General features: G+C 46.9%; 28 protein-coding genes. 11 read left to right on the forward strand and 17 right to left on the reverse strand.

What is annotated here, in order from left to right; translation table 11 throughout:
• The 9 genes from waaZ to rfaQ all read right to left on the reverse strand — a co-directional run bounded on the left by waaZ (window position 1) and on the right by rfaQ (window position 8,791).
• On the reverse strand, window positions 1-852 hold the full coding sequence (waaZ, locus tag AACU19_RS02415; protein ID WP_105278629.1) for a 3-deoxy-D-manno-oct-2-ulosonate III transferase WaaZ: 852 nt from the start codon (window positions 850-852) through the stop codon (window positions 1-3).
• A gap of 71 nt (window positions 853-923) precedes the next feature.
• Window positions 924-1,622, reverse strand: a complete 699-nt coding sequence (gene rfaY, locus AACU19_RS02420; RefSeq protein WP_105277673.1) for a lipopolysaccharide core heptose(II) kinase RfaY — start codon at window positions 1,620-1,622, stop codon at window positions 924-926.
• Window positions 1,623-1,639: 17 nt separating this feature from the next.
• Entirely contained in the window at window positions 1,640-2,656 is a 1,017-nt protein-coding gene (gene rfaJ, locus AACU19_RS02425; RefSeq protein WP_105277672.1) for a lipopolysaccharide 1,2-glucosyltransferase RfaJ, read from the reverse strand.
• 39 nt (window positions 2,657-2,695) lie between these two features.
• Entirely contained in the window at window positions 2,696-3,715 is a 1,020-nt protein-coding gene (waaO, locus tag AACU19_RS02430) for a lipopolysaccharide 3-alpha-galactosyltransferase (RefSeq protein ID WP_105277671.1), read from the reverse strand.
• On the reverse strand, window positions 3,715-4,794 hold the full coding sequence (gene waaB, locus AACU19_RS02435; RefSeq protein WP_000683957.1) for a lipopolysaccharide 1,6-galactosyltransferase: 1,080 nt from the start codon (window positions 4,792-4,794) through the stop codon (window positions 3,715-3,717). Before waaB ends, waaO begins: the two co-directional genes overlap by 1 nt.
• A gap of 43 nt (window positions 4,795-4,837) precedes the next feature.
• Window positions 4,838-5,773 carry an LPS core biosynthesis protein RfaS gene (gene rfaS, locus AACU19_RS02440; RefSeq protein ID WP_105277670.1) on the reverse strand — a complete coding sequence of 312 codons (936 nt, stop codon included), beginning with the start codon at window positions 5,771-5,773 and terminating at the stop codon, window positions 4,838-4,840.
• A 36-nt stretch (window positions 5,774-5,809) separates the two neighbouring features.
• The gene (rfaP, locus tag AACU19_RS02445) at window positions 5,810-6,607 is read right to left on the reverse strand and encodes a lipopolysaccharide core heptose(I) kinase RfaP (RefSeq protein WP_105277669.1); all 798 of its coding nucleotides are present in this window, start codon (window positions 6,605-6,607) and stop codon (window positions 5,810-5,812) included.
• Window positions 6,600-7,724, reverse strand: coding sequence for a lipopolysaccharide glucosyltransferase I (gene rfaG, locus AACU19_RS02450; protein ID WP_000634283.1), 1,125 nt, complete (start codon window positions 7,722-7,724; stop codon window positions 6,600-6,602). Before rfaG ends, rfaP begins: the two co-directional genes overlap by 8 nt.
• Entirely contained in the window at window positions 7,721-8,791 is a 1,071-nt protein-coding gene (gene rfaQ, locus AACU19_RS02455) for a lipopolysaccharide core heptosyltransferase RfaQ (RefSeq protein ID WP_105277668.1), read from the reverse strand. Before rfaQ ends, rfaG begins: the two co-directional genes overlap by 4 nt.
• A 405-nt stretch (window positions 8,792-9,196) precedes the next feature.
• Between rfaQ and waaA the strand changes: the two genes are divergently transcribed.
• Window positions 9,197-10,474, forward strand: coding sequence for a lipid IV(A) 3-deoxy-D-manno-octulosonic acid transferase (gene waaA / locus AACU19_RS02460; protein ID WP_000891553.1), 1,278 nt, complete (start codon window positions 9,197-9,199; stop codon window positions 10,472-10,474).
• Between the two features lie 7 nt (window positions 10,475-10,481).
• Window positions 10,482-10,961 carry a pantetheine-phosphate adenylyltransferase gene (gene coaD, locus AACU19_RS02465; RefSeq protein WP_001171862.1) on the forward strand — a complete coding sequence of 160 codons (480 nt, stop codon included), beginning with the start codon at window positions 10,482-10,484 and terminating at the stop codon, window positions 10,959-10,961.
• Window positions 10,962-10,999: 38 nt separating this feature from the next.
• Here the strand turns inward: coaD and mutM are convergent, their stop codons facing one another.
• From mutM to radC, 4 genes are all read right to left on the reverse strand, one after another.
• Window positions 11,000-11,809, reverse strand: coding sequence for a bifunctional DNA-formamidopyrimidine glycosylase/DNA-(apurinic or apyrimidinic site) lyase (gene mutM, locus AACU19_RS02470; RefSeq protein ID WP_032185475.1), 810 nt, complete (start codon window positions 11,807-11,809; stop codon window positions 11,000-11,002).
• Between the two features lie 97 nt (window positions 11,810-11,906).
• Window positions 11,907-12,074, reverse strand: coding sequence for a 50S ribosomal protein L33 (gene rpmG, locus AACU19_RS02475; protein ID WP_094319128.1), 168 nt, complete (start codon window positions 12,072-12,074; stop codon window positions 11,907-11,909).
• Between the two features lie 20 nt (window positions 12,075-12,094).
• A complete protein-coding gene (gene rpmB, locus AACU19_RS02480) occupies window positions 12,095-12,331 on the reverse strand; it encodes a 50S ribosomal protein L28 (RefSeq protein WP_000091955.1) in 237 nt (78 codons plus the stop codon).
• Window positions 12,332-12,547: 216 nt separating this feature from the next.
• A complete protein-coding gene (radC, locus tag AACU19_RS02485; RefSeq protein ID WP_088541998.1) occupies window positions 12,548-13,216 on the reverse strand; it encodes a RadC family protein in 669 nt (222 codons plus the stop codon).
• A gap of 171 nt (window positions 13,217-13,387) precedes the next feature.
• Between radC and coaBC the strand changes: the two genes are divergently transcribed.
• The 3 genes from coaBC (at window position 13,388) to slmA (ending at window position 15,747) form a co-directional block, all read left to right on the forward strand.
• Window positions 13,388-14,608, forward strand: a complete 1,221-nt coding sequence (gene coaBC / locus AACU19_RS02490; protein WP_105278630.1) for a bifunctional phosphopantothenoylcysteine decarboxylase/phosphopantothenate--cysteine ligase CoaBC — start codon at window positions 13,388-13,390, stop codon at window positions 14,606-14,608.
• Window positions 14,586-15,044 carry a dUTP diphosphatase gene (dut, locus tag AACU19_RS02495; protein ID WP_000976064.1) on the forward strand — a complete coding sequence of 153 codons (459 nt, stop codon included), beginning with the start codon at window positions 14,586-14,588 and terminating at the stop codon, window positions 15,042-15,044. Before coaBC ends, dut begins: the two co-directional genes overlap by 23 nt.
• A 106-nt stretch (window positions 15,045-15,150) precedes the next feature.
• A complete protein-coding gene (gene slmA, locus AACU19_RS02500) occupies window positions 15,151-15,747 on the forward strand; it encodes a nucleoid occlusion factor SlmA (RefSeq protein WP_000818601.1) in 597 nt (198 codons plus the stop codon).
• Between the two features lie 43 nt (window positions 15,748-15,790).
• Here slmA and AACU19_RS02505 read toward each other — a convergent pair whose 3' ends face one another.
• From AACU19_RS02505 to rph, 3 genes are all read right to left on the reverse strand, one after another.
• Complete coding sequence (locus AACU19_RS02505) at window positions 15,791-16,750, reverse strand: reverse transcriptase family protein (RefSeq protein ID WP_105278631.1); 960 nt, start codon at window positions 16,748-16,750, stop codon at window positions 15,791-15,793.
• 296 nt (window positions 16,751-17,046) lie between these two features.
• Window positions 17,047-17,688, reverse strand: a complete 642-nt coding sequence (gene pyrE, locus AACU19_RS02510; protein WP_000806154.1) for an orotate phosphoribosyltransferase — start codon at window positions 17,686-17,688, stop codon at window positions 17,047-17,049.
• Window positions 17,689-17,753: 65 nt separating this feature from the next.
• Window positions 17,754-18,470, reverse strand: coding sequence for a ribonuclease PH (rph, locus tag AACU19_RS02515; protein ID WP_001247087.1), 717 nt, complete (start codon window positions 18,468-18,470; stop codon window positions 17,754-17,756).
• Window positions 18,471-18,596: 126 nt separating this feature from the next.
• Here rph and AACU19_RS02520 point away from each other — a divergent pair, with 126 nt between their 5' ends.
• From AACU19_RS02520 to AACU19_RS02530, 3 genes are all read left to right on the forward strand, one after another.
• A complete protein-coding gene (locus AACU19_RS02520; protein ID WP_032185479.1) occupies window positions 18,597-19,460 on the forward strand; it encodes a YicC/YloC family endoribonuclease in 864 nt (287 codons plus the stop codon).
• A 220-nt stretch (window positions 19,461-19,680) separates the two neighbouring features.
• Entirely contained in the window at window positions 19,681-20,505 is an 825-nt protein-coding gene (dinD, locus tag AACU19_RS02525; protein ID WP_105278632.1) for a DNA damage-inducible protein D, read from the forward strand.
• Window positions 20,506-20,795: 290 nt separating this feature from the next.
• Window positions 20,796-21,413: a trimeric intracellular cation channel family protein gene (locus AACU19_RS02530; RefSeq protein WP_000924289.1), complete on the forward strand. Its 618-nt coding sequence runs from the start codon at window positions 20,796-20,798 to the stop codon at window positions 21,411-21,413.
• Here the strand turns inward: AACU19_RS02530 and ligB are convergent.
• On the reverse strand, window positions 21,410-23,092 hold the full coding sequence (gene ligB / locus AACU19_RS02535) for an NAD-dependent DNA ligase LigB (protein ID WP_105278633.1): 1,683 nt from the start codon (window positions 23,090-23,092) through the stop codon (window positions 21,410-21,412). The two genes, AACU19_RS02530 and ligB, sit on opposite strands and share 4 nt — an antisense overlap.
• Window positions 23,093-23,349: 257 nt before the next feature.
• Between ligB and gmk the strand changes: the two genes are divergently transcribed.
• The 3 genes from gmk to spoT are packed head-to-tail and all read left to right on the forward strand — an operon-like array spanning window position 23,350 to window position 26,430.
• Window positions 23,350-23,973, forward strand: a complete 624-nt coding sequence (gene gmk, locus AACU19_RS02540; protein ID WP_001295237.1) for a guanylate kinase — start codon at window positions 23,350-23,352, stop codon at window positions 23,971-23,973.
• 54 nt (window positions 23,974-24,027) lie between these two features.
• Window positions 24,028-24,303 carry a DNA-directed RNA polymerase subunit omega gene (gene rpoZ, locus AACU19_RS02545; RefSeq protein WP_000135058.1) on the forward strand — a complete coding sequence of 92 codons (276 nt, stop codon included), beginning with the start codon at window positions 24,028-24,030 and terminating at the stop codon, window positions 24,301-24,303.
• A gap of 18 nt (window positions 24,304-24,321) precedes the next feature.
• Window positions 24,322-26,430, forward strand: a complete 2,109-nt coding sequence (gene spoT, locus AACU19_RS02550) for a bifunctional GTP diphosphokinase/guanosine-3',5'-bis pyrophosphate 3'-pyrophosphohydrolase (RefSeq protein ID WP_032185484.1) — start codon at window positions 24,322-24,324, stop codon at window positions 26,428-26,430.
• Window positions 26,431-26,435 lie beyond the last annotated feature (5 nt).

A 26,435-nucleotide genomic window follows, 5' to 3' on the forward strand; every position in this document is an offset into this window, starting at 1 on the left:
TTAATTAGCATAAGAATCAGTTGAAGCTTTATATTCCATTTTTTTTCTTATCTTATCCTTTGACTCTTCTGTACTGATATCGAGAGGTTTAATAAATGGAATTACATCGTAAGAAATAGCCGTATCATCTGACAAATTATAAATATTAATATCTTCTACATTATCACGCATAAAACGGAAAAATGGCAAGATTTTAAACAAATCCCTACTCAATTCCGAGGGCATAGGATTGTTACTTTCGTCATAGAAACGAGAACAACTACCAGTTAAATCAAGACCAGAACAAATAATCCGCGCATACTTAAGTGTATATGCTATTTGAATTGCAGCAAAGGCAATAGTATGGCATGAGCAATAACCAAGACTGATGTCCTTGCTAAATCCGACCAGACGACCTTTTTTAGACAACGGTACAGAGATCAACAGTTCTTTATGAATCTGACTTAATATATTAAATTTTATCTTCTTTATCAAACCGCCTTTTTCTCGGCGGTAAAAGGACCGTAATACGAGGCAGTTTTGGAGGATATAAAGTTTATCTTCTTTGGAAGCGTGTTCATAAACGTCGACGTTTACTATGGTATAACGACTTCTCTGGCTAAATTTATAAAAATCATCACGACGCTGATGCAAGAAGCGAACATCAGTAAGTACATAAATATAGGGAATAATATTATGACTTAGTAGATATTGCGCGGAACCATTGACAGCAATAACATCCCTTGTCTGCAGAACTGACAATGGTGTTTTTTGCGATGTGGGGCCGGAAAGAAAAATAATAACATCATCAGACGTTTTACTTTCTATCAGGTTTTCAACATCTTTTTTGTCAATGTATCTAATATTCTTCATGATAAACCTGTGAAATAATAACTCCGCATAGAAATGTTCTGACGAAGACGTTTAAATGTAAGACTTTTACTTTATCGTGCTGGCTTTCCTTTCAAGCGGCGCATAAGATTACGTATTTTTTTACGATAAACTAAAAGATAATAACCGAGATCTTTAATCTCATTATTAATACCATAATGTCGTTCTAGATCAATACGATCTTTCGCTTTACGTTGTGCAGATGCCCGTTTTCCTGAAAGATCAATAATGCGTACTTCACCATTTTCAATAATAAAATTACCACGGTGAGGATCACCAGATACCATACCATGTTCGTGCAATGAACGGATTGATTGTTGAATTTTATTTTTTAACGTTTCATCAATATCGGGGATATCACACAACTCAACGCCATCGATATATTCGATAAGCATGATGTAAGTATGGACAAAACGTAATGTTTTCCGTTCTGCTAACAAATAGAAGTCATTGAGAGAATGCAGCCCCTCGTTACGCACTTTTTGAGTTTGCTCAAAAAGGCGTTCATAATAATCTCCCTTTAAAAGAGATTTAAAGAAACGTTCGTTGCGTTTAACTTTAGGAGAAAAAACTTTAAGTATCAATTTACCGTAATCGGTATCAATAAGCATGACTTTTGTATCATCTATAGAACGAAAAACTTTGATGATATTAATATCATAAGAAAGAAAGTCATTTAATACATTGAGATACTTTGAATTGTTTTCATCGGTAAAAACAACCAAGTCTTTGATCTTGCTCTTCTGAATCATAATAAACCAGTTAAATGTTATTTACGGTAATATTTTCGGCAAAGATAACAGACTCCTGCTATAATTCCTGAGATATAGTGATGCTGCACTAAAAGATGTTTATATCTTTTTTTAAATTCAATAATTGATTTTGCATCTCGTGGCGAGTCATCTTTCCATGGCGAATTTTCTAAAGCTATTTTATAGTATTTTACCGATGGATAAATTGCCCATTTGTGCCACGGTTTAGTTGCACCTGTATAATGAATAAGAAGAGTACTTTCTGTAATCAGCTTTTTATAGTTTTGATGTGTTTTATCTTTTAATTCACTTTTAATTGTATAAATTGTATTGTACTCACGAGGCAAAAATATTGTCATCCCTTTCAGTAAGACATTCATAACATCCTGATCAGGGTATTTATAAACATTATCTTTACTCATAAGAATAGACAACGCTTTTTCTGTTAGTTTTGCGTCAGCCCATTTTTTTAAATCTAAATAAACGACACCAGAATTAAAGTACTGCCCAAGTAATTCAGGATCAGACAACCTGGATACCGCCTTTTCCTGCATTGGCTCAACATCTTTAACAACAGCAGCAACCGCTCCGTTTAAATCCAGATGCAATAGTTGGCTAATATCGCCTTTACAAACAACATCTGCATCAAGATAAAGCAAACGATCAAGCGTTAAACCCAATAATTGAAATGCAAATAAACGGAAGTACATTGCTCTTGACCAGACCTGTGTACAAGGCAAGCACTGGAGCTTATCAGTGTTAATTCTATATAACGTGATTCTTAATTGGTATTGCTCTGCAAGCTTTGCAACTTTTTGAAAAAAACCATCATTATAAACATCAGCAATAATATAAAAATCAAGATTAATATGTCGATTATTTAGGACAATTGATGTGATGGAAATACCTACACCATCAAGATAATTAGCATCGACACCATAGGCAACATTTAAACATTCAGAAGTATTTATATTAGCAAGCCGAAAATCCCAGGCTTTAACTTTATCTATCTCTATGGCAGGAAATGAGTCCACAATGCTACCCTTATATCATTACTTTATAGTTTCCCAGTTTTAATGCTTTATCTTTTCAATAAAATAAAAAAGATAGTTGCTAAATCCTTTTAGATATCTATGCTTTTTAAGCATATGTTTTGCGCTATATCTTAATTGATTGCTATTGTTCGGTTTCAGCAACGCCGTATTCTTCCATGGCGAAGCATTTTTTGCCTCCATAAAGGCTTGTGATACAGGATAATCCCAGGCCCAATCATGCCAGGGCTTGGTTGGTCCGATATAATGGATAAAAATAGTATCGTTGGTTACTGGGTTTATAAAGCTTTCTTTAAGTTGATAATTTAAGCTAAACTGGGTGTTATATTTAATATCAGCAAAAATAAGTTTATCTGCCAGCAACATATTTAATACATCCTGATCAGGATGTGTTATCTTTTTGATTATTTCTGGCTCATTTAGCATTGCAATGGCTCGGGCAGAAACCTGCTGAGCCGCCCATTGGGCAGTATTAATCAATAAAAAACCCGAGTTAAAGTAACCTTTAGCAATTCCCGCAACACCTAACGAATGGGCGCGTTTTTCCCACCAGTCAGCTTGCCCTTCTGTAACAACCATTGCGACTTTATCGCCAGGAAATGAGAAATTAATTAGTGGCTCAATATTCCCCTGACAAATGATATCTGCATCCAGATAAAGGACTTTAGACGCCTTATTAATAAAGTAATCTGCAATAACAAAACGAAAATATATTGCATGAGTCCAATTCTTTGTGCTAGGCAATGAGCGCAGTCGATCACCATTAATCAGATATATTTTAATTCTGGTTTCATACTGCAACGCCAGGGCATCAAAATACTTACGATCATCATCACCAAAATAATCCGTAAAAATATGGAAACACAATCGACTTCCTTCATTATACTTTAATATTGAAGCAATCGAAATTCCGCAACCAAATAGAAAATTTTTGTCAGTTCCATAAGCGATGTCCAGACAAAGATTTTCTGTTTCTACTTTATGATTATAATCAATAACTGAATTAAGAAACTCAGTTTCCTGGAAAAACACCTGCTGCATTATTTCCTCCGGGAAATAGCAGAAATAATTATCTTATGTAATCTATCGTAATACTTCGATTGGTAAAACTTATCGATCGACGCAGGAATTTTTTCATGTTCGATATGAATTTCACCTGCTATATATTTATTTAGAAGAGTTACAAAACCAGCAATATCTCCCGGTTGATACAGATGACCATTGACATCAGGTTGAATAATGTCAGCAGGCCCGGAGACACAATCGGCACTGATACAAGGAATCCCCCATGACAAGGCTTCAAGTAGGGTCATTGGGAAACCTTCAAAAGATGACGTGAGCAATAATGCACTCACTTTTTTAATATCTTGCTGGACCAATTCCCAGGGATGTTGTTGCCAACCATACCAGACAATTCGATCATCAATATTTAGTTCTCTACTATAAGCCTGGCATTTTTCAAAATCGGAACCATCACCCAATACATGGAGTTTCCAGTTACCTTGCGCTTGTGATAAGCCATCAAGCAGGTCTTTAACTCTCTTCTGGCCTTCAAATTTCATACGCCCAACATAAATGAACGTTGCCGTTTCGGCTTCCTCGGGCGCGGGAATGACTGAATCTTTGGCTTCGACGGGATTAAAAATAACATTTATCGTCGATTCTGCTACCCCCCGATTAATCATTTGCTGTTTAATGCCAGAGCTGATTGCTAAATGATAGTCGGCACAGGTGATATATTCAGCATGTTTTTTGTGATCTAAAGAAAAATGTGGCCATGAAAATACTGGCACATCAATTCCTGATTTTTTACGTGCTTTTGCGGCAAACAGGCAGGAGATCACATCAATACAAATAACGATATCCGGTTGATAATCCCGCAGCCATTTGCTTAAAGCATAAATATGTTTCGCCCGACGTAAAAAGCCTAAACGAATATTGGAAAATGAACACGAGTACTGTATACCCTCTAGCCATCCCTTATCCATTTTGTCATTACGACAAAAGAAAAACATTTCACTTTGGATATGTTGTTGCCTGAAGTTGCTAATGACATCACGGATGACTGTTTCCATGCCGCCAAATCCAGAAACGGCTTCGCCGATAAACGCTATTTTCATAGAAGATCTCATTAATTGAGTAAAACTCACTGTTTTAACGGTTTTATTTATCTATAAAATCAGAAACAATCGTTGACATCATTTTATCTGGACTGAATTTATATAAACTATCATAATCCATTGGTTTAACAGATGAGTTAATAAAATACTCTAACTTATCCCAATCATCATGACCTATTATAAAAAAGCGAGACTCACTATAGATTTCTGAAGTAAGTATATTTATATTATTGGTGATTAATTTCTTATTGAAAAATAGCGCCTCAAGTATACGAAGAGTCCAACCAGATTGGTTTTCTTTAGTTATATCAACAATTATATTAGCATTTAATGTTCTTCTAATATTCTCTTCATAAGGCATTTGTTTTTCAATCAAATACTTTGAAGTCGGTGATGATGTCTTATCTTTGACAACATTAAAATCTAACTTACATCCTAGTGTTGCTAGTCTATCGGCTAACTCATTAATTATTTGAAGACGCCCTTTATCTCGACCAAGAAAGAAACATATTGGCTGACTGTTATTTTTGTCAGATAAGTTATAATTCGTAATCTCCTCCATCCCTATAGGAAAAAATTGTTCTATTGCTTTGGTCTTTTCATTCCCTATAAATCTATTTTCAAAATCATATATAACATCGAAATAATTGGCGTTATCAAAAATAAAATCTTCGCTAACAGTATTTCTTAGAAGCAAAACTTTATGACAGTTAATGTTTTTTAATATTTGTTTATTGATACCTTTATTAATAACACTGTCATTAAAGATAATTATGTCATCTTTTCTAATATCATTGAGGTAATGTTTGATGAATAATCGCCCCAGCCATGCATTGTCCATCCCTATTTTTGAGATTTTCTTATTAATCCAGTTGTATTTTTTTGGTGTCGTTATGTTTTTTATCTTGTACTTTTTTTTCAGGTACTGGATCATTTTTAATTCATAATCTGCAACCCAGTTTATAAAATAAATAGTCATAATGAAGTTAGTTCCAGTACATACTGATAAATATTTTTATAATCCTTTACGTTGTGTTCGCTCTTTAATACGCTCGGCCTTAACGCTTGTCATGTTCAATAAGTTCTGTTCAAGAGACAATATTTTGCGCAAAGGCATCCCAAAATAAACCTTCATAAATCGCCATATGTCTCTTTGCGTCAGGCCAATATTCATTGATGAGAAATATAAACCAATCAGGTCTTTATCGCGCCAACGGCGCGGTACTTTTGCACGTATCTGTGCCCGATGCAGATCGATAACCGAAATTTTTAATTCATCTTCCCGGCCAGTAAATGGTAAATGAAGCAAAAAGTGGCAAATGTAGCAGTCGCGGTGATTTATCCCTGCGGCGTGCATTTTACGCACCATGGTTGCCACTCGTGTAATCAGCATACGCTTTACACGTATATCAGGCGGGTTGACTGCCCAATCAGCACAATAATCTTCAAGGCTAATCGTGGGAGTGAGATCTTCGGTAATAATAAATGATGTGCGAGTTAATGGATTTAACCCTTTTTCACCAAACCCAATGCCCTTCATTGTATCAACGCCAACATCACTCAGGCGATGAATAGCGTGCCACTCTCTGTCTGCGCCCAAAACGGGCATCCGTAATGAGAGCAGGTTTTTTACAATCTCTTTTAATGTCGTCCCTTTGTGCCATTTAAGAAAATAGCTTTTCCCGGCCAGTTCAAAGCGTAATGTGCGACGCGTCTCGAGTTCACGAAAGACCTCGCCATTCAGTTTTTTGACTTCTTCAAAAGCATCTTTACCACGCCAAAATGTGGCAAGCGGCTCTTTTAATTCAACCATCTAAACCACCTGTAATGATATCTGCGGCTTTCTCTGGCAGGCTATACAAATCCTGAGTATCGGCATAATGGCGAGCATTCTCCGCCCAGGCCATTCGTAATGGAGACTGAGTTAACGCTTTACGTAAAACTTCATTTAACTGTTCCTGGGAGAATGGTTCAGCGATAACCGTTCCACAATTGGCATCCGCAATATAATGCGCGTACCCACATACCGCAGTTGTTAAAACAGGTAATCCAGCAGTGATTGCTTCAAGAAGAACGATACCCGCGGCTTCCTGATAAGCGGGATGCAGTAATAAATCAGCGGCTGCCATTAATTCTGACACATCATTGCGACCGGAGAAGAAATGCACATTGCTCCGCACGCCGAGCTTTTCTGCCAGCGCTTCAAATTTTCGCGGCTTATCCTGGCCAACAACAAATAAAAGCGTATTGTGACGTAATGATTCCGGTAACGATGCCAAAGCTTCAATTGAGCGATCCACACCTTTACGGCCAAAATCTGATCCAACCTGCAGTAATAAGTTTTGTTGCTCTTTTATGCCATTTTTCTGGCGATAAATTTCACGACTGTTTGGGATTTGCTCGCTGTATTTTCTGTCCGGATAAATACCGGGAGGAAGAATTTGAAAACGTTCAGGTTCGGTTTGATAATGCTTCTGGAAATCGGCGATTTGCTTATCGGTCAGCATCATAAGTTTCGTCGATTTACCCTGCTCGAAAGTCGCCCGCTCAAATGCGGCATAATGGCGATATCGTGATGTTAAACGATATAAAAAACCTTTTTCTTGCGCAACTTTCTCGGCGTAACAAACATCAGCAGCAAAATAAACATCCAGACCTGGCATCTTATTAAACCCAACAACGCGATCTGCGGGATGCTCTTTGAGATGATTTTGTACCCAGGCATAATACTCTGCATTGCGTCCATGGTTGGTATGGGACTTAACTGGCACCTGAATAAGCTCAAATGCTTTTGGGCAATCACCTTCCCACGACTGCGTATAGACCCGAACATGGTGGCCCCGAGCGGCAACTGTTGATGCAATACGCATAAAGTCACGTTGAAGCCCACCAAATGGAAAATATTTATATAAACAAAACGCCACGATCATAATTGTGCATTCCTGTCAGCTGAAGGGGCATCTTCTGGCAACAGCTTTTCCGTAGCGGCAATGACATCCTCCGCTGGAATAACAGAAAGATATTTTTTGTTGCGGTCAAGTTCGTGCCGGGTCGGCATTTTCTGATAATTCCCCGCCCAGAACTGAATAATATTATCGGTCCATGGACGCCAGAATACATGATCAGTGGCCCCAAACAGGCTAATAACTGGCGTCTTCACAGCCGCCGCAATATGCCCCGGCGCAGAATCCACACCAATAAAGAGCACTGCATGATCAATTAATGCGCCCAGTTCAGGAAAACGTGTTTTACCGGCAAGGCCGGTAATAGGTTTTGTTTGGCAGCCTCGTGCAATTTCATCTACGCAAGCGAGATCATCTGCCGAAGGGCCACAAGTCAGCACAACCTGATAACCACGATGTTGCAACGCATCGATAACCATAGAAAATTTATCGTTGTCCCAGCACTTAAATATCTGTCGGGCTGTCGGCTGGATAACGACGTAATGATCTTTCACGCCCAGGGCATCTAATTCCTGGCGCATCTTCTTCCAGCAATCTTCGGCGTAACTCATTGTTGTGTCAGTGTAGAAATCGGTAATACCTAATGGCTCAAGGACCGATAAATTCCGCTCAACAATATGTGTACCGTGTATTGGCGCTAAGTGAGTGAAGCTTTTTTTCCAAATGCCATGCTGCCGATGACCATAAAGTTGCGATATTTTCATCCGTGCAGGTAAACAACGTACCAGCAGCGCCACCATCCACTGATCCGTAAGATTAATGACCAGGTCATAATTATTTCCGCGCAGAGTTTTTATCAACGAAAGCACATTTTTAATTTTATCGAATGTTCCCGCACCTTTATTGCTTATCCCGTAGAGTGCATTAATTTCTGGGTTTTCAGATAAAATCGGAATTGTATCCTGGTAAAGCAGCATATCGATTTTTGCGTCGGGATAATTCTGCTTGAGTGTACTGATTACAGGAGTAGTTAATAACATATCTCCGTGATATCGCATCTTTATGACCAGGATTTTTCGAAATGGCTTTTCCACTAGCGACTCTTTTGTGTGATTGTCTGGTTAGTTAAGCAGAAAAAAAGCACGCTACCGCCCCAGGCTCAACAGCTACCTGAATACTGATAACGCACTTACTTTGACGTGCTAGTGTATCATTTCTTTCGCAGCAATCCGACCCGAATGATTTTTATACACAAAATATTTTTTAATTATAAAATTCAAATAGATAAAAAATATCATACCGATAAGGTCGGTATGGCTTATGTAGAGTTGAAAATGGGGCTGAGTTTCAATGAATCGCATAAAAATACAAAAAAAATGAAGATGTAGCGGCAGATCAGACCAAACTGAAGCTATTTAAGTCAAAAACGGGAAAAGTAATGGTAAAGCCACCGCTAAATACATAGAATCCCCAGCACATCCATAAGTCAGCTATTTACTATGCTCGAATTGCTTTACACCGCCCTTCTCTACCTTATTCAGCCGCTGATCTGGATACGGCTCTGGGTGCGCGGACGTAAGGCTCCGGCCTATCGAAAACGCTGGGGTGAACGTTACGGTTTTTACCGCCATCCGCTAAAACCAGGCGGCATTATGCTGCACTCCGTCTCCGTTGGTGAAACGCTGGCGGCGATCCCATTGGTGCGCGCGCTGCGTCATCGTTATCCTGATTTACCGATTACCGTCACCACCATGACGCCAACCGGTTCGGAACGCGTACAATCTGCGTTCGGTAAGGATGTTCAGCACGTTTATCTGCCTTACGATCTGCCCGATGCGCTTAATCGTTTCCTGAATAAAGTCGACCCCAAACTGGTGTTGATTATGGAAACCGAGCTATGGCCTAACCTGATTGCGGCGCTACATAAACGTAAAATTCCGTTGGTGATCGCTAACGCGCGACTCTCTGCCCGCTCTGCCGCAGGTTATGCCAAATTGGGCAAATTCGTCCGTCGCTTGCTACGTCGAATTACGCTGATTGCCGCCCAAAATGAAGAAGATGGCGCGCGTTTTGTGGCGCTGGGTGCAAAAAATAATCAGGTGACCATCACCGGTAGCCTGAAATTCGATATCTCTGTCACGCCGCAGTTGGCTGCCAAAGCAGTAACGCTGCGCCGCCAGTGGGCACCTCATCGCCCGGTATGGATTGCCACCAGCACTCACGAAGGTGAAGAGAGTGTGGTCATTGCCGCACATCAGGCATTGTTACAGCAATTCCCGAATTTATTGCTCATCCTGGTACCCCGTCATCCGGAACGCTTCCCGGATGCGATTAACCTTGTCCGCCAGGCTGGACTAAGCTATATCACACGCTCTTCAGGGGAAGTCCCTTCCACCAGCACGCAGGTTGTGGTTGGCGATACGATGGGCGAGCTGATGTTACTGTACGGTATTGCCGATCTCGCCTTTGTTGGTGGTTCACTGGTTGAACGTGGTGGGCATAATCCACTGGAAGCCGCCGCACACGCTATTCCGGTATTGATGGGACCGCATACCTTTAACTTTAAAGATATTTGCGCACGGCTGGAGCAGGCAAGCGGGCTGATTACCGTCACCGATGCCACTACGCTTGCAAAAGAGGTTTCCTCTTTACTCACCGACGCCGATTACCGTAGTTTCTATGGCCGTCATGCCGTTGAAGTGCTATATCAAAACCAGGGCGCGCTACAGCGTCTGCTTCAACTGCTGGAACCTTACCTGCCACCGAAAACGCATTGAGGCTGTTATGCAAAAACGGGCGATTTATCCGGGTACTTTCGATCCCATTACCAATGGTCATATCGATATCGTGACGCGTGCCACGCAAATGTTCGATCACGTTATTCTGGCGATTGCCGCCAGCCCCAGTAAAAAACCGATGTTTACTCTGGAAGAGCGTGTGGCGCTGGCACAGCACGCAACTGCGCATCTGGGAAACGTGGAAGTGGTCGGATTTAGTGATTTGATGGCTAACTTCGCCCGTAATCAACACGCTACGGTGTTGATTCGTGGCCTGCGTGCGGTGGCGGATTTTGAATATGAAATGCAGCTGGCGCATATGAATCGCCACTTAATGCCGGAACTGGAAAGTGTGTTTCTGATGCCTTCGAAAGAGTGGTCGTTTATCTCTTCATCGTTGGTGAAAGAGGTGGCGCGCCATCAGGGCGATGTCACCCATTTCCTGCCAGAGAATGTCCATCAGGCATTGATGGCAAAATTAGCGTAGCGTTTATGCCGGATGGTATGCCATCCGGCGCGCATCAATTACTTCTGGCACTGCCGACAATAAAACGTTGCCCGCTGCGCATGTTTCGTCGCCACAATCGGCGTACCGCACACTCGACACGGCTCGCCTTTTCGCCCGTAAACCTGCAATTCCTGAGCGAAATAGCCCGGTTTACCATCACTTTGCAGAAAATCTTTCAGCGTTGTACCGCCCTGCTCAATCGAACGCAGCAACACCGCTTTAATCACCCGAGCTAACAATTCACACTCTGCCAGTGACAGTGATGACGCCAGCCGATCCGGATGGATCCCCGCCGCAAACAGAGATTCGCTGGCATAGATATTCCCTACGCCTACCACCAGCTTGTTATCCATCAGCCACGGTTTAATCGCCGTTTTTTTCTTCGCGCACTTCTGATGCAGGTACTCACCGTTGAAATCGTCGCTAAGCGGCTCCGGTCCAAGGTGGGCCAGCACATTATGCCCTTCCAGCTCTTTGGTCCACAGCCAGGCACCAAAACGGCGCGGATCGGTATAGCGCAGTACTTTGCCGTTGCTCATCACCAAATCAACATGGTCATGCTTTTCGGGAGGAAGTTCTTCTGAAAGGATGCGCAGGCTGCCAGACATCCCCAAATGAATGATAATCCAGCCCTCAGGCAGCTCCAACAGCAGATATTTAGCCCGGCGCTGCACGCTAAGCACTGGTTGGTCGCTTAAACGGTAGATCTCTTCTGAAACCGGCCAGCGCAAGCGACCGTTGCGCACCACCGCATGAAGAATGGTTGCACCAACGAGATGCGGTTCGATGCCGCGTCGGCTGGTTTCAACTTCGGGTAATTCAGGCATAGCATCTCCGGGAATGAACAGATGCAGTCAATATGGGGGCAAGCAGATAACAAAAAACCCCGCCGGAGCGAGGTTTTTCGTTACATCAAAGCGAGAATTATTTGATTTTCGCTTCTTTGTAGATCACGTGCTGGCGAATAACTGGATCGAATTTTTTCAGTTCCAGTTTTTCCGGCTTAGTACGTTTGTTCTTCGTAGTGGTATAGAAGTGACCAGTACCAGCAGAAGAAACCAGCTTGATTTTCTCACGAATACCTTTAGCCATGATTTATTTCCTCTAAGTACTTAGTACTTTTCGCCACGGGCACGCAGTTCAGCCAGAACTGTATCGATGCCTTTTTTATCGATTACACGCATACCTTTAGCAGATACGCGCAGGGTGACAAAACGCTTCTCGCTCTCAACCCAGAAACGGTGAGAGTGCAGGTTCGGCAGGAAACGGCGTTTAGTCGCGTTCAGTGCGTGGGAACGGTTGTTACCGGTCACCGGACGCTTGCCAGTAACTTGGCAGACTCGGGACATGTCTATTCTCCAAAAATCAAATTAGCTCGAGCTTCGTATGGGGTATTGGCGCCTCGTCAGGCTTTACAGCCCGGTCATCGCAGTTCTATGTGAACTCTCGATTGCCAGGCCCAAATGCCAAACCCGAGATTCTCAAAGGTGGCGTAGTATACGCTGACTCAGCGATGTGCTCAAGTCCCGAACAGACAAAGATCCCGAAGGATCGCGCATAGCGGGTTAAATCCAGCCGCGTTCGGCAAAAGAAACATACTCTCCACGCCCAATCACGATATGGTCGAGCACGCGTAAATCCATGAACTGACAACTTTTTATTATCCGTTCGGTGATGAGTTTATCCGCTTTACTGGGTTCAGCACAACCCGAAGGGTGATTATGTGCAAGGATCAGCGCCGAGGCATTTATTTTTATCGCTTCACGAATTATTTCTCGTGGATGGACTTCCACATGATTTAACGTGCCGGAAAAGAGCCGGCTGTGGGTAAGGACCCGGTGTTGGGAATCGAGAAAGATCACCATAAAGATCTCTCGTTCCTCTCCCGTAAGTTGGCTTTGTAAAAACTCCCTCGTCATCTCCGGGCTGAGCAACGGGCTTTCTTCGCGCATCCGTACGTTGTAGTAACGCCGCGCCAGTTCAGCAATCCCCTTTAACTGAGCGAACTTCGCCACACCAATTCCATGAACACCGCTAAATTGTTCATATTCAGAGGTTAACAAGCCATAAAGAGAGCCGAAATTCTCCAGCATCTCTTTTGCCAGGGTTAATACATCTTTACCGCGCGTTCCGGTACGCAGAAATAGCGCCAGCAGCTCAACATCCGTTAACGCACCAATGCCAAACTTCAGCATTTTTTCGCGCGGCATCAACAGCTGTGCATTGTTTTTCACCTTCACCTCCTTTGTGGTGCTCGCATCCTGTCATAGCCGTTCCGTTAAATCGACGGTCAGTTTTCAATCCTGGAAAGCGCCTCGCAAAGTGATTTTCAGGTGAAGGCACGACAACAAAAGTATTGTGATAAAATCGCCAACTTCTGGTGTCACCCAACAGGAAAAATCATCATGAGCCTGGCCGGTAAAAAAATCGTTCTCGGCGTTAGCGGCGGCATTGCTGCCTATAAAACCCCTGAACTGGTGCGTCGTTTGCGCGAGCGCGGGGCCGACGTCCGCGTAGCCATGACCAAAGCGGCAAAAGCCTTTATCACCCCACTTAGCTTGCAGGCAGTTTCGGGGTATCCCGTTTCCGACAGTCTGCTTGACCCGGCAGCCGAAGCCGCTATGGGCCATATTGAGCTGGGTAAATGGGCTGATTTAGTGATTCTCGCCCCTGCCACGGCAGATTTGATTGCCCGTGTTGCTGCCGGAATGGCGAATGACCTGGTATCAACAATTTGCCTGGCTACACCTGCGCCTGTAGCCGTGCTCCCCGCCATGAACCAGCAGATGTACCGTGCCGCTGCCACGCAGCATAATTTAGAGGTGCTTGCTTCCCGTGGTTTGCTCATCTGGGGGCCAGACAGTGGCAGTCAGGCTTGTGGTGATATCGGCCCTGGGCGAATGCTCGATCCGTTAACCATTGTTGATATGGCGGTAGCGCATTTTTCGCCCGTCAACGACCTGAAACATCTGAACATTATGATTACCGCCGGCCCGACGCGTGAACCGCTCGATCCGGTGCGTTATATCTCTAATCACAGCTCAGGCAAGATGGGTTTTGCTATCGCCGCCGCCGCTGCCCGTCGTGGCGCGAACGTCACGCTGGTATCAGGTCCGGTTTCACTACCGACGCCACCGTTTGTTAAACGTGTTGATGTGATGACTGCGCTGGAAATGGAAGCGGCCGTGAATGCTTCTGTACAGCAGCAAAATATTTTTATCGGTTGCGCCGCCGTGGCGGATTATCGCGCAGCTACCGTAGCCCCAGAGAAAATCAAAAAGCAGGCCACGCAGGGTGATGAATTAACAATAAAAATGGTTAAAAACCCCGATATCGTCGCTGGTGTTGCCGCACTAAAAGACCATCGACCGTACGTCGTTGGATTTGCCGCCGAAACAAATAATGTGGAAGAATACGCCCGGCAAAAACGTATCCGTAAAAACCTTGACCTGATCTGTGCGAACGATGTTTCCCAGCCAACTCAAGGATTTAACAGCGACAGCAACGCATTACACCTTTTCTGGCAGGACGGAGATAAAGTTTTACCGCTTGAGCGAAAAGAGCTCCTTGGCCAATTATTACTCGACGAGATCGTGACCCGTTATGATGAAAAAAATCGACGTTAAGATTCTGGACCCGCGCGTTGGGAAGGAATTTCCACTCCCGACTTATGCCACCTCTGGCTCTGCCGGACTTGACCTGCGCGCCTGTCTCGACGACGCCGTAGAACTGGCACCGGGTGCCACTACTCTGGTTCCAACCGGGCTGGCGATTCATATTGCCGATCCTTCACTGGCAGCCATGATGCTGCCGCGTTCCGGATTGGGACATAAGCACGGTATCGTGCTCGGTAACCTGGTAGGATTGATCGATTCTGACTATCAGGGCCAGTTGATGATCTCTGTGTGGAACCGTGGTCAGGACAGCTTCACCATTCAACCTGGCGAACGTATCGCCCAAATGATTTTTGTTCCGGTAGTACAGGCTGAATTTAATCTGGTGGAAGATTTCGACGCCACCGACCGCGGTGAAGGCGGCTTTGGTCACTCTGGTCGTCAGTAACACATACGCATCCGAATAACGTCATAACATAGCCGCAAACATTTCGTTTGCGGTCATAGCGTGGGTGCCGCCTGGCAAGTGCTTATTTTCAGGGGTATTTTGTAACATGGCAGAAAAACAAACTGCGAAAAGGAACCGTCGCGAGGAAATACTTCAGTCTCTGGCGCTGATGCTGGAATCCAGCGATGGAAGCCAACGTATCACGACGGCAAAACTGGCCGCCTCTGTCGGCGTTTCCGAAGCGGCACTGTATCGCCACTTCCCCAGTAAGACCCGCATGTTCGATAGCCTGATTGAGTTTATCGAAGATAGCCTGATTACTCGCATCAATCTGATTCTGAAAGATGAGAAAGACACCACAGCGCGCCTGCGTCTGATTGTGTTGCTGCTTCTCGGTTTTGGTGAGCGTAATCCTGGCCTGACCCGCATCCTCACTGGTCATGCACTAATGTTTGAACAGGATCGCCTGCAAGGGCGCATCAACCAGCTATTCGAGCGTATTGAAGCGCAGTTGCGTCAGGTATTGCGTGAAAAGAGAATGCGTGAGGGTGAAGGTTACACCACCGATGAAACACTGCTGGCAAGCCAGATCCTGGCCTTCTGTGAAGGTATGCTGTCACGCTTTGTCCGCAGCGAGTTTAAATACCGCCCGACGGATGACTTTGACGCCCGCTGGCCGCTGATTGCCGCGCAGTTGCAGTAATTCTCCCAAACGTTCAGGCAGAAACGTCTGCCTGACGCTTTTCTTACCATGCCACCAGCATTCGCTTTACACCCTCCCTCGCCTGTTTAAAACCCTCATCCTCAGGATTGATTTGCAATAACCAGTTTATTCTTCCCTGCAAAGCATAAAGATACGCCGTTGCCTGTGCATGAAGATCGCCAGAAGAATCAAGCTCACCACGACGACTAAGATGCGAAATGACGCCATATTTTTGGCACAAATGTACTTCCTGACGCAGTGCCCTCCGCACTTCGCGGGCGAGTTGTGGTTTGTGATTAACAACAATCCCGGTTACTTGCTGGCGCTTACAGGCCGCGACCAGGCAGCTTTTGCGTTGATTGAGGTTCAGGCCCAGCTCCGCTAACAATCCGCACACTTTATTTTTAACCAGGCGGGCATTGAAGTGACCGGAAAAGGTCATGTCATCGCAGTAGCGGGTGTAGGTAATTCCCCGAGCCTGACACCATTCCCCTATGCGCTCATCAAAACGGCGCATCACAAGATTGGAAATGGCAGGCGAAGTTGGCGCCCCCTGCGGTAACGCGTCGTTATAGCAACAAAGCCAGGTCAGCATGGTTACCACATTGCGTGGCAACTGGGTCTGGCTAAACACACGCCAGACCTGTAGCCAGCTAATGCTATCGAAAAAGTTTTCGATATCGAGTTTAAGGATCTGCGGCTGTTGGCAGTGAGGCTGCGCGTTGCTGACGATTGGGCGACCCTGTCGGTAGGCGGTAGCAAAAGAGGAAAGTGGAAATTGTGAAAGGACGTTCTTAAGAATGTTGCGCTGTACGGTTTTGAGCAAGTAATCAGGGGCTAACACCAGCCGCTGACCACCGTGGCGTTTAGAAAGAATAATGCGTCGGTAATGGCGTCCGGCATGATTACTGAGCGCATACAGCCGCTGTATTTCTTTATCGGCGCTCCAGCCCGGCGAGCCGAACAAATCGAGCGCCAGAAGGGTTATCCGGGTAGCATCCATTCCACTCTCCACATCACGGCGGCCAAAAGAGGCGCCAACAGCAGCAATACCATCAAACCATCCCGAAGGCGCGTAACTGTACTGAGCGCGTCAGCGCGACGTACGCGAAGCGTACTTAAGTACAATGGAGCGACTTTGGGTATCTGGACAACCTACTGGCGTTAAGTCGGCGACTCGCCGACCCTCCCGGCATAAAAGGCCGGAAACGCTATTGCCACTGCTGGCGAAAGCAGATTAACACGATATCTTAAACCGCATCACGCTGCGCACAGTAAAAACCTGCGCAGCGCATATTTTTAAACGCCAAACTCTTCGCGGTAGGCCTTAACCGCCGCCAGATGTTCCGCCATTTCTGGCTTCTCTTCGAGGTAAGCAATCAGGTCTTTCAGGGTGATGATAGAGATCACTTTGCAGTTGTAATCACGTTCAACTTCCTGAATTGCCGAAATCTCGCCGCGACCACGCTCCTGACGATCGAGCGAAATCAATACGCCAGCAAGCGTCGCGCCATTGGCCTGAATAATTTCCATCGACTCGCGAATCGCCGTTCCGGCGGTGATCACATCATCCACCAGCATTACGCGTCCTTGTAACGCGCTACCGACCAGATTGCCGCCTTCACCGTGGTCTTTTGCTTCTTTGCGGTTAAAGCAGTACGGCAGGTCCAGGTCATGATGCTCCGCCAGCGCCACAGCGGTAGTAGTGGCAATTGGGATCCCTTTGTAAGCAGGGCCAAACAGCAGATCGAACTCAATGCCGGAATCCACCAATGCTTCAGCGTAAAAACGGCCTAACAGTGCCAGATCGCGCCCGGTATTAAACAGCCCGGCGTTGAAGAAATAGGGGCTTTTGCGCCCGGACTTCAGCGTAAACTCGCCAAACTTTAACACCTGCTTGCCAAGCGCAAATTCAATAAACTGGCGCTGATATGGTTTCATGCCTTCGCTCCTCATCTTACTTTTCTACAGACAAAAAAAAGGCGACTCATCAGTCGCCTTAAAAATCAGTTTGCCAGCGCCGCCTTCTGCGTCGCTACAATGGATTCGATTCCCCCTCGGGCCAGCGCCAACAAGGTGAGTAACTCTTCATGGGTAAACGGCTCGCCTTCTGCCGTTCCCTGAACTTCAATGATGCGCCCGTCTTCGGTCATCACCACGTTCATGTCCGTTTCAGCGGCAGAGTCTTCAACGTATTCCAGATCGCAAACCGCTTCGCCGTTCACAATCCCGACAGAAACCGCGGCTACCATCCCTTTCATCGGGTTGGTTTTCAGCTTGCCATTTTCAACCAGTTTATTCAGGGCATCGGCTAGTGCAACACAAGCACCGGTGATAGAAGCAGTGCGGGTGCCGCCATCGGCCTGAAGTACGTCGCAGTCCAGCGTAATAGTAAACTCACCGAGGGCTTTCAAATCTACTGCGGCGCGCAATGCACGAGCGATCAGACGCTGGATTTCCATCGTGCGGCCGCCCTGCTTACCCTTCGCCGCTTCACGGGCATTACGGGTATGAGTAGAGCGCGGCAGCATACCGTATTCTGCGGTGATCCAGCCCTGGCCCTGGCCTTTCAAGAAGCGGGGCACGCCTTCTTCAATAGAGGCGGTACATAATACTTTGGTATCGCCAAATTCGACCAGCACCGAGCCTTCTGCATGTTTTGTATAGTTACGAGTCAGGGTAACGGGACGCACCTGATTATTGCTACGGCCTGCTGGACGCATATTGAAATCTCCGGCTTGAAACAAATGTGGCTGCGCATTATACGGACTTCCGGCGGTTATTCCTATCCTGACAAGGCATCGATGGCTATAATCCTTCCACCTCTCCTTTTATAAACAGGAACGTCTATGATCCGCAGTATGACCGCCTACGCCCGGCGTGAAATCAAGGGTGAATGGGGGAGCGCAACCTGGGAAATGCGCTCGGTAAACCAGCGTTATCTGGAAACTTACTTTCGTCTGCCGGAGCAGTTCCGTAGCCTTGAACCTGTCGTTCGCGAGCGTATTCGTTCTCGCCTGACGCGTGGTAAAGTGGAATGTACCCTGCGCTATGAGCCAGATGTCAGCGCACAAGGTGAGCTGATCCTCAACGAAAAACTGGCTAAACAGCTGGTAACTGCCGCGAACTGGGTAAAAATGCAGAGTGACGAAGGGGAAATCAACCCGGTTGATATTCTCCGTTGGCCAGGCGTGATGGCAGCCCAGGAGCAGGATCTCGACGCGATTGCTGCTGAAATTCTCGCGGCGCTGGATGGTACGCTGGATGACTTTATCGTCGCGCGCGAAACCGAAGGTCAGGCGCTGAAAGCATTGATCGAGCAGCGTCTGGAAGGCGTTACCGCCGAAGTGATCAAAGTCCGCGCCCATATGCCGGAAATCCTGCAATGGCAGCGTGAGCGTCTGGTCGCTAAGCTGGAAGATGCTCAGGTTCAGTTGGAGAACAACCGTCTGGAGCAGGAGTTGGTTCTGCTGGCACAACGAATTGACGTTGCCGAAGAGTTGGACCGCCTCGAAGCGCATGTTAAAGAGACCTACAACATTCTGAAGAAAAAAGAAGCCGTTGGTCGTCGTCTGGACTTTATGATGCAGGAGTTCAACCGCGAGTCAAACACCCTGGCCTCGAAGTCTATCAATGCCGAAGTGACAAACTCTGCCATCGAGCTGAAAGTGTTGATTGAGCAGATGCGCGAGCAGATTCAGAACATTGAATAACTCGTAACGCCAATTCTTACTTTTCAGCCTTCACAAATGCCGCCCACTCAAACAGAGCGGCATTTTTCTTCCCCGCAACTTCAATTCTGTTTTGCGTGCCTGCTCCAGATTTTGCGATGTTTTTTTGCCCAGCACACTGAGAACGTGAGATACTCACAACTGTATATAAATACAGTTACAGATTTACTTTCTTTGCAATCGATATCACATGGAGTGGGCAATGAACGAACATCATCAACCTTTTGAAGAAATACGGCATTATGGCACTGAAGGGCAAGAATTTTGGTCAGCGAGAGAATTGGCACCGTTACTGGATTATCGGGACTGGCGCAATTTTCAAAAGGTACTGACCCGCGCGACTCAAGCGTGCGAAGCCAGCAATCAAGCTGCATCTGACCATTTCGTTGAAACCACCAAAATGGTTGTATTAGGTTCAGGGGCTCAACGAGAACTTGAAGATGTTCATCTCTCCCGCTATGCCTGTTACCTGGTAGTACAAAACGGCGACCCTGCGAAACCGGTTATTGCGGCAGGGCAAACTTATTTTGCTATCCAGACCCGACGGCAGGAGCTGGCTGACGATGAAGCTTTCAGGCAACTTCGTGAAGACGAAAAGCGTCTTTTTCTGAGAAATGAGTTGAAAGAACATAACAAACAATTAGTTGAGGCAGCGCAGCAAGCTGGGGTAGCGACAGCTATCGATTTCGCCATATTTCAGAATCATGGTTACCGGGGACTGTATGGTGGATTAGATCAGAAAGCCATCCATCAGCGGAAGGGGCTGAAAAAGAGTCAGAAGATCCTGGATCATATGGGTTCAACAGAACTGGCGGCTAATCTCTTTCGAGCTACCCAAACAGAAGAAAAACTCAAGCGGGATGGCGTGAATTCAAAACAGCAAGCTAACACCACACACTTTGACGTGGGTCGCAAGGTGAGGCAAACCATTCATGAACTTGGCGGAACCATGCCTGAGGAGTTGCCGACCCCGCAGGTTAGCATCAAGCAGTTGGAAAACAGTGTAAAAATTACAGAGAAAAAATAGCAGAAACTAAAAACTCTTTTTGTTGATTGAGACACCCGATGCGTAAGCCAAGGTCCAGGTGCAGTGAACACAATGGCTAACATTGCACCTTTCTTTTCCACCCCTCAGTTTTAACCTACTTTTTCTTATGCATTTTCTCAGACAAGAAGTCAGAAGAATGCATCTACGCTACAGAAAACAACGATTTCACATAACTAAAAATTATCAATTTCCTCTCACCTTAAAAAATCTCAATCGTGACAATGCGCACAAATCGCTACCCTGCCAGACAGATTTTTAGGGAGAGAACCATGCTGTTACACATTTTGTATTTGGTTGGCATTACTGCCGAAGCCATGACGGGGGCGCTGGCGGCCGGACGACGGCGCATGGATACATTTGGCGTAATTATTATTGCGACCGCCACGGCAATTGGCGGAGGGTCAGTGCGCGATATTCTGCTGGGCCACTATCCGCTCGGCTGGGTCAAACACCCGGAATATGTGATTATCGTCGCTACCGCCGCAGTACTCACCACTATTGTTGCTCCTGTAATGCCTTACCTGCGCAAAGTGTTTCTGGTGCTCGATGCGCTCGGACTGGTAGTCTTTTCTATCATTGGCGCACAGGTTGCACTGGATATGGGACACGGCCCGATCATTGCCGTTGTCGCAGCTGTGACGACCGGCGTATTTGGCGGCGTTTTGCGCGATATGTTCTGTAAACGCATCCCACTGGTATTCCAGAAAGAGTTGTATGCCGGTGTCTCATTTGCCTCCGCCGTGCTGTACATCGCGCTGCAACACTATGTTTCTAACCATGATGTGGTGATTATCTCCACCCTGGTATTCGGCTTTTTTGCCCGTTTACTGGCGCTACGTCTTAAGCTGGGATTACCGGTCTTTTACTACAGCCACGAAGGTCACTAAGGTTCAAAACCTGTGATCTGCTGGGCAGCCAGCCAACTGCCCAGCTTCTTGATTTGCGCATTTTCCTTCCATTCAATAACCTGTCTGGCGCGCCCCGATCCAGTCCCCGGCAACTGCTGCCAGAACTGTTCTGTGCTAAATAAAAGTTGCGACCAGGACCGTTCATCACTGGCGTTAAGCGCCTCCCGGGTTAGTGGTATTCCCATTGCCATCACCCAGCGAGTAAAAGGCTGCTTACGAGCCAGATTAAACTGATGCCATAACTGTGTGCTTTTACTTTTCGCGATCCCCGGCGTGTTCTGTAATTGCTCTGGCGTTAATAAAAGCCAGGAAAAGATATGCTCAAAGCGATGAGTCTGATGCAGCGCGCGCCAGCCAGCCTCACCAATGCCATCCAGCCCCAGAACCTGTTTTGACCCCAGCCAGACTAAGCGTGAAATGAACTGTTCCCGACAAACATCAGAAGCAAAGTAGCAGGTCAACGAGTTAAAGCGGTTTTCTGGTGGTGTCGGTTTTGTGCGTTCTGTACCGCGCCAGACCACATTATCAATGCGAGGAATACCCTGCCCGGCAAGGCTGACGAGGATCTGATCACCAGGCGCAATATCCCACTCCTGCCAGCGTCTGACGGAACCAACATTCACCCGCTGAACTTTTTTATCATCCAACATGACAGGCACAAGTGACGCAACCACCGAGATTTTACCGCTCTTGCCCACCGCAAACTGAATCGCCTTCACTTCGGCAACCTGAGCTATAGGTTGATATTTCCAGGCCACCAGCCACTCTGCCTGGCCCGGCAGCCAATGGCGAGATTCGGGTTCCTTAGCCGCTCGTACAACCACGCCATCGGTGACGAAAGGTAATTTCGCTTTCCACCACTCATTGCGTATGCGCTCAACCTCATCAGCATTGTTAACCGCACGGGTATACGTCTGCGTTAGAGTAAAACCTGCGGTAGTCAGCTGCTGTAAACGATCGGTCATTAACTGCGTTCCATCCGGCCATGCCCAGACAAAAACGCCCAGTGAATTCAGCGTGTCGCTATTCCCCTGGCGCATCAGGAGACCAGCAACTTTTGAGCGGGCATTTATTCCCCCCATTTGTTGTTGGATATGCCCCTCGCGCTTGAGAAATATTTCCCCCTGAAGTGTACTATTGACTAAAGGCCCGCTAACGGTTTGCGGCACAGAGGGAATTAAGCTAACTTTCTGCGTCCAGTCCTCCCCTTTCAGGCCATTGCCGCGACTGATTGCTTTGTTCAGTTTCCCGTCCCGATAAACCAGGGTTACCGCAACGCCATCGACTTTCGGCTGTACCCAAAGATCGTTGTGTTCACGCATCCAAAGACGTAGTGCATTTTTATCCGCTAATTTACGCACGCCCGTATGCGCAACTGGATGCATAACTGTGCCTGCCAAAGGTGGCATCATCGCGTCGCGGGGCTCGTTCCCAAAACAGCGTTGCCACTGCGTGAGACGGGCGCTTAACTGATCGTAAACACCGTCTTCAATTTCACTTTCCCCTTCCTTCCAGTAGTCATCGTCCCACTGTTTTATTTGCTGTTGCAGGCGGGAAATTTCTTCCTGTGCTCTGGCTGGCGACCAGGCCGGACAGACCGCCCACGCCGATGATTGCCAGCACAAGATACTTATTAATATCGCCATCCATACTTTCATCATCACCTCCGCTGTAGATAGTCAGGCAGATATACAACGTGATGAAAGCAAAGCCGAGTGGCAAAAACGGAGTCTGCGAGGACGCTTCCTGAGAATCGTCTTTATTGCAGTGAATCACAGGCAAATGCGGAAGCAGCTACGCAAAACGCAACAACTTTGCGCAAAAAGTGTGAGCAAGGGCTACGTCACATGGCCGCGCCGTGTATAATAAGCTCGTATGTAGGCTTTATTTCGCTAATCACATACGAAAGATACTCATGGCTCAAGGCACGCTTTATATTGTTTCTGCCCCCAGTGGCGCGGGTAAATCCAGCCTGATTCAGGCTTTATTAAAAACCCAACCGTTGTATGACACCCAGGTTTCTGTTTCACACACCACGCGCCAACCGCGTCCTGGTGAAGTTCACGGTGAACATTATTTCTTTGTTAATCATGATGAATTTAAAGAAATGATTAGCAGAGATGCGTTCCTCGAACACGCAGAAGTTTTTGGTAATTACTATGGCACTTCGCGTGAGGCCATTGAGCAAGTACTGGCGACCGGTGTCGATGTTTTTCTCGATATCGACTGGCAGGGCGCGCAGCAAATTCGCCAGAAGATGCCGCACGCGCGGAGTATCTTTATTTTACCGCCGTCCAAAATTGAACTGGACCGCCGTCTACGCGGTCGCGGTCAGGACAGCGAAGAGGTCATTGCAAAGCGTATGGCGCAAGCTGTTGCAGAAATGAGCCATTACGCCGAATATGATTACCTGATTGTGAATGATGACTTCGATACCGCGTTGACCGATTTGAAGACCATTATTCGCGCCGAACGTCTGCGCATGAGCCGCCAAAAGCAGCGTCATGACGCTTTAATCAGCAAATTGTTGGCAGACTGAACCTGATTTCAGTATCATGCCCAGTCATTTCTTCACCTGTGGAGCTTTTTAAGTATGGCACGCGTAACTGTTCAGGACGCTGTAGAGAAAATTGGTAACCGTTTTGACCTGGTACTGGTCGCCGCGCGTCGCGCTCGTCAGATGCAGGTAGGCGGAAAGGATCCGCTGGTACCGGAAGAAAACGATAAAACCACAGTAATCGCGCTGCGCGAAATCGAAGAAGGTCTGATCAACAACCAGATCCTCGACGTTCGCGAACGCCAGGAACAGCAAGAGCAGGAAGCCGCTGAATTACAAGCCGTTACCGCTATTGCTGAAGGTCGTCGTTAATCACAAAGCGGGTCGCCCTTGTATCTGTTTGAAAGCCTGAATCAACTGATTCAAACCTACCTGCCGGAAGACCAAATCAAGCGTCTGCGGCAGGCGTATCTCGTTGCACGTGATGCTCACGAGGGGCAAACACGTTCAAGCGGTGAACCCTATATCACGCACCCGGTAGCGGTTGCCTGCATTCTGGCCGAGATGAAACTCGACTATGAAACGCTAATGGCGGCGCTGCTGCATGACGTGATTGAAGATACACCCGCCACCTACCAGGACATGGAACAGCTTTTTGGTAAAAGCGTCGCCGAGCTGGTAGAGGGGGTGTCGAAACTTGATAAACTCAAGTTCCGCGATAAGAAAGAGGCGCAGGCCGAAAACTTTCGCAAGATGATTATGGCGATGGTGCAGGATATCCGCGTCATTCTCATCAAACTTGCCGACCGTACCCACAACATGCGCACGCTGGGCTCACTTCGCCCGGACAAACGTCGCCGCATCGCCCGTGAAACCCTCGAAATTTACAGCCCGCTGGCACACCGTTTAGGTATCCACCACATTAAAACCGAACTCGAAGAGCTGGGTTTTGAGGCGCTGTATCCCAACCGTTACCGCGTAATCAAAGAAGTGGTGAAAGCCGCACGCGGCAACCGTAAAGAGATGATCCAAAAAATCCTCTCGGAAATCGAAGGGCGTTTGCAGGAAGCGGGAATACCGTGCCGCGTCAGTGGTCGCGAGAAGCATCTTTATTCGATCTACTGCAAAATGGTGCTCAAAGAGCAGCGTTTTCACTCGATCATGGACATCTACGCCTTCCGCGTGATCGTCAATGATTCCGACACCTGTTATCGCGTGCTCGGCCAGATGCACAGCCTGTATAAGCCGCGTCCAGGTCGCGTGAAAGACTACATCGCCATTCCAAAAGCGAACGGCTATCAGTCTTTGCACACCTCGATGATTGGCCCGCACGGCGTGCCGGTTGAAGTCCAGATCCGTACCGAAGATATGGATCAGATGGCGGAGATGGGTGTTGCCGCGCACTGGGCTTATAAAGAGCACGGCGAAACCAGCACGACTGCACAAATCCGCGCCCAGCGCTGGATGCAAAGCCTGCTGGAGCTGCAACAGAGTGCCGGTAGTTCGTTTGAATTTATCGAGAGCGTTAAATCCGATCTCTTCCCGGATGAGATTTACGTTTTCACACCGGAAGGGCGCATTGTAGAGCTGCCTGCCGGTGCAACGCCCGTCGACTTCGCTTATGCGGTGCATACCGATATCGGTCATGCCTGCGTGGGCGCTCGCGTCGACCGTCAGCCTTACCCGCTGTCGCAGCCGCTCTCCAGTGGCCAAACCGTTGAAATTATTACCGCACCGGGCGCTCGCCCGAATGCCGCATGGCTGAACTTTGTCGTTAGCTCGAAAGCGCGCGCCAAAATTCGTCAGTTGCTGAAAAACCTCAAGCGTGATGATTCTGTAAGCCTGGGCCGTCGTCTGCTCAATCATGCGTTGGGTGGCAGCCGTAAGCTCAATGAAATCCCGCCGGAAAATATTCAGCGCGAGCTGGACCGCATGAAGCTGGCAACGCTTGACGATCTGCTGGCTGAAATCGGCCTTGGTAACGCAATGAGCGTGGTGGTCGCGAAAAATCTGCAACATGGGGACGCCTCCATTCCGCCGGCGACTCAAAGCCACGGGCATCTGCCGATTAAAGGTGCTGATGGCGTGTTGATCACCTTTGCGAAATGCTGCCGCCCCATTCCTGGCGATCCGATTATCGCTCACGTCAGCCCCGGTAAAGGTCTGGTGATCCACCATGAATCCTGCCGTAACATCCGTGGCTACCAGAAAGAGCCAGAGAAATTTATGGCTGTAGAATGGGATAAAGAGACGGCACAGGAGTTCATCACCGAGATCAAAGTGGAGATGTTCAATCATCAGGGCGCGCTGGCAAACCTGACGGCGGCTATTAACACCACGACCTCGAATATTCAAAGTTTGAATACGGAAGAGAAAGATGGTCGCGTCTACAGCGCCTTTATTCGTCTGACCGCCCGTGACCGTGTGCATCTGGCGAATATCATGCGCAAAATCCGCGTGATGCCAGACGTGATTAAAGTCACCCGAAACCGAAATTAATGTTT

The organism is Escherichia sp. MOD1-EC4550 (assembly GCF_963876935.1).
In the GTDB taxonomy this organism is placed as follows: domain Bacteria; phylum Pseudomonadota; class Gammaproteobacteria; order Enterobacterales; family Enterobacteriaceae; genus Escherichia; species Escherichia coli_F.

Coding starts and splice junctions, on each gene's coding strand:
- rpmB (WP_000091955.1), bottom strand. CDS start 12,331: ATGTCCCGAGTCTGCCAAGTTACTGGCAAGCGTCCGGTGACCGGTAAC.
- rfaP (WP_105277669.1), bottom strand. CDS start 6,607: ATGGTTGAATTAAAAGAGCCGCTTGCCACATTTTGGCGTGGTAAAGAT.
- dut (WP_000976064.1), top strand. CDS start 14,586: ATGATGAAAAAAATCGACGTTAAGATTCTGGACCCGCGCGTTGGGAAG.
- rpmG (WP_094319128.1), bottom strand. CDS start 12,074: ATGGCTAAAGGTATTCGTGAGAAAATCAAGCTGGTTTCTTCTGCTGGT.
- rph (WP_001247087.1), bottom strand. CDS start 18,470: ATGCGTCCAGCAGGCCGTAGCAATAATCAGGTGCGTCCCGTTACCCTG.
- pyrE (WP_000806154.1), bottom strand. CDS start 17,688: ATGAAACCATATCAGCGCCAGTTTATTGAATTTGCGCTTGGCAAGCAG.
- rfaY (WP_105277673.1), bottom strand. CDS start 1,622: ATGATTCAGAAGAGCAAGATCAAAGACTTGGTTGTTTTTACCGATGAA.
- coaBC (WP_105278630.1), top strand. CDS start 13,388: ATGAGCCTGGCCGGTAAAAAAATCGTTCTCGGCGTTAGCGGCGGCATT.
- AACU19_RS02530 (WP_000924289.1), top strand. CDS start 20,796: ATGCTGTTACACATTTTGTATTTGGTTGGCATTACTGCCGAAGCCATG.
- waaA (WP_000891553.1), top strand. CDS start 9,197: ATGCTCGAATTGCTTTACACCGCCCTTCTCTACCTTATTCAGCCGCTG.
- AACU19_RS02520 (WP_032185479.1), top strand. CDS start 18,597: ATGATCCGCAGTATGACCGCCTACGCCCGGCGTGAAATCAAGGGTGAA.
- waaO (WP_105277671.1), bottom strand. CDS start 3,715: ATGCAGCAGGTGTTTTTCCAGGAAACTGAGTTTCTTAATTCAGTTATT.
- AACU19_RS02505 (WP_105278631.1), bottom strand. CDS start 16,750: ATGGATGCTACCCGGATAACCCTTCTGGCGCTCGATTTGTTCGGCTCG.
- waaB (WP_000683957.1), bottom strand. CDS start 4,794: ATGAAAATAGCGTTTATCGGCGAAGCCGTTTCTGGATTTGGCGGCATG.
- mutM (WP_032185475.1), bottom strand. CDS start 11,809: ATGCCTGAATTACCCGAAGTTGAAACCAGCCGACGCGGCATCGAACCG.
- waaZ (WP_105278629.1), bottom strand. CDS start 852: ATGAAGAATATTAGATACATTGACAAAAAAGATGTTGAAAACCTGATA.
- rpoZ (WP_000135058.1), top strand. CDS start 24,028: ATGGCACGCGTAACTGTTCAGGACGCTGTAGAGAAAATTGGTAACCGT.
- gmk (WP_001295237.1), top strand. CDS start 23,350: ATGGCTCAAGGCACGCTTTATATTGTTTCTGCCCCCAGTGGCGCGGGT.
- coaD (WP_001171862.1), top strand. CDS start 10,482: ATGCAAAAACGGGCGATTTATCCGGGTACTTTCGATCCCATTACCAAT.
- rfaS (WP_105277670.1), bottom strand. CDS start 5,773: ATGACTATTTATTTTATAAACTGGGTTGCAGATTATGAATTAAAAATG.
- ligB (WP_105278633.1), bottom strand. CDS start 23,092: ATGAAAGTATGGATGGCGATATTAATAAGTATCTTGTGCTGGCAATCA.
- dinD (WP_105278632.1), top strand. CDS start 19,681: ATGAACGAACATCATCAACCTTTTGAAGAAATACGGCATTATGGCACT.
- slmA (WP_000818601.1), top strand. CDS start 15,151: ATGGCAGAAAAACAAACTGCGAAAAGGAACCGTCGCGAGGAAATACTT.
- rfaG (WP_000634283.1), bottom strand. CDS start 7,724: ATGATCGTGGCGTTTTGTTTATATAAATATTTTCCATTTGGTGGGCTT.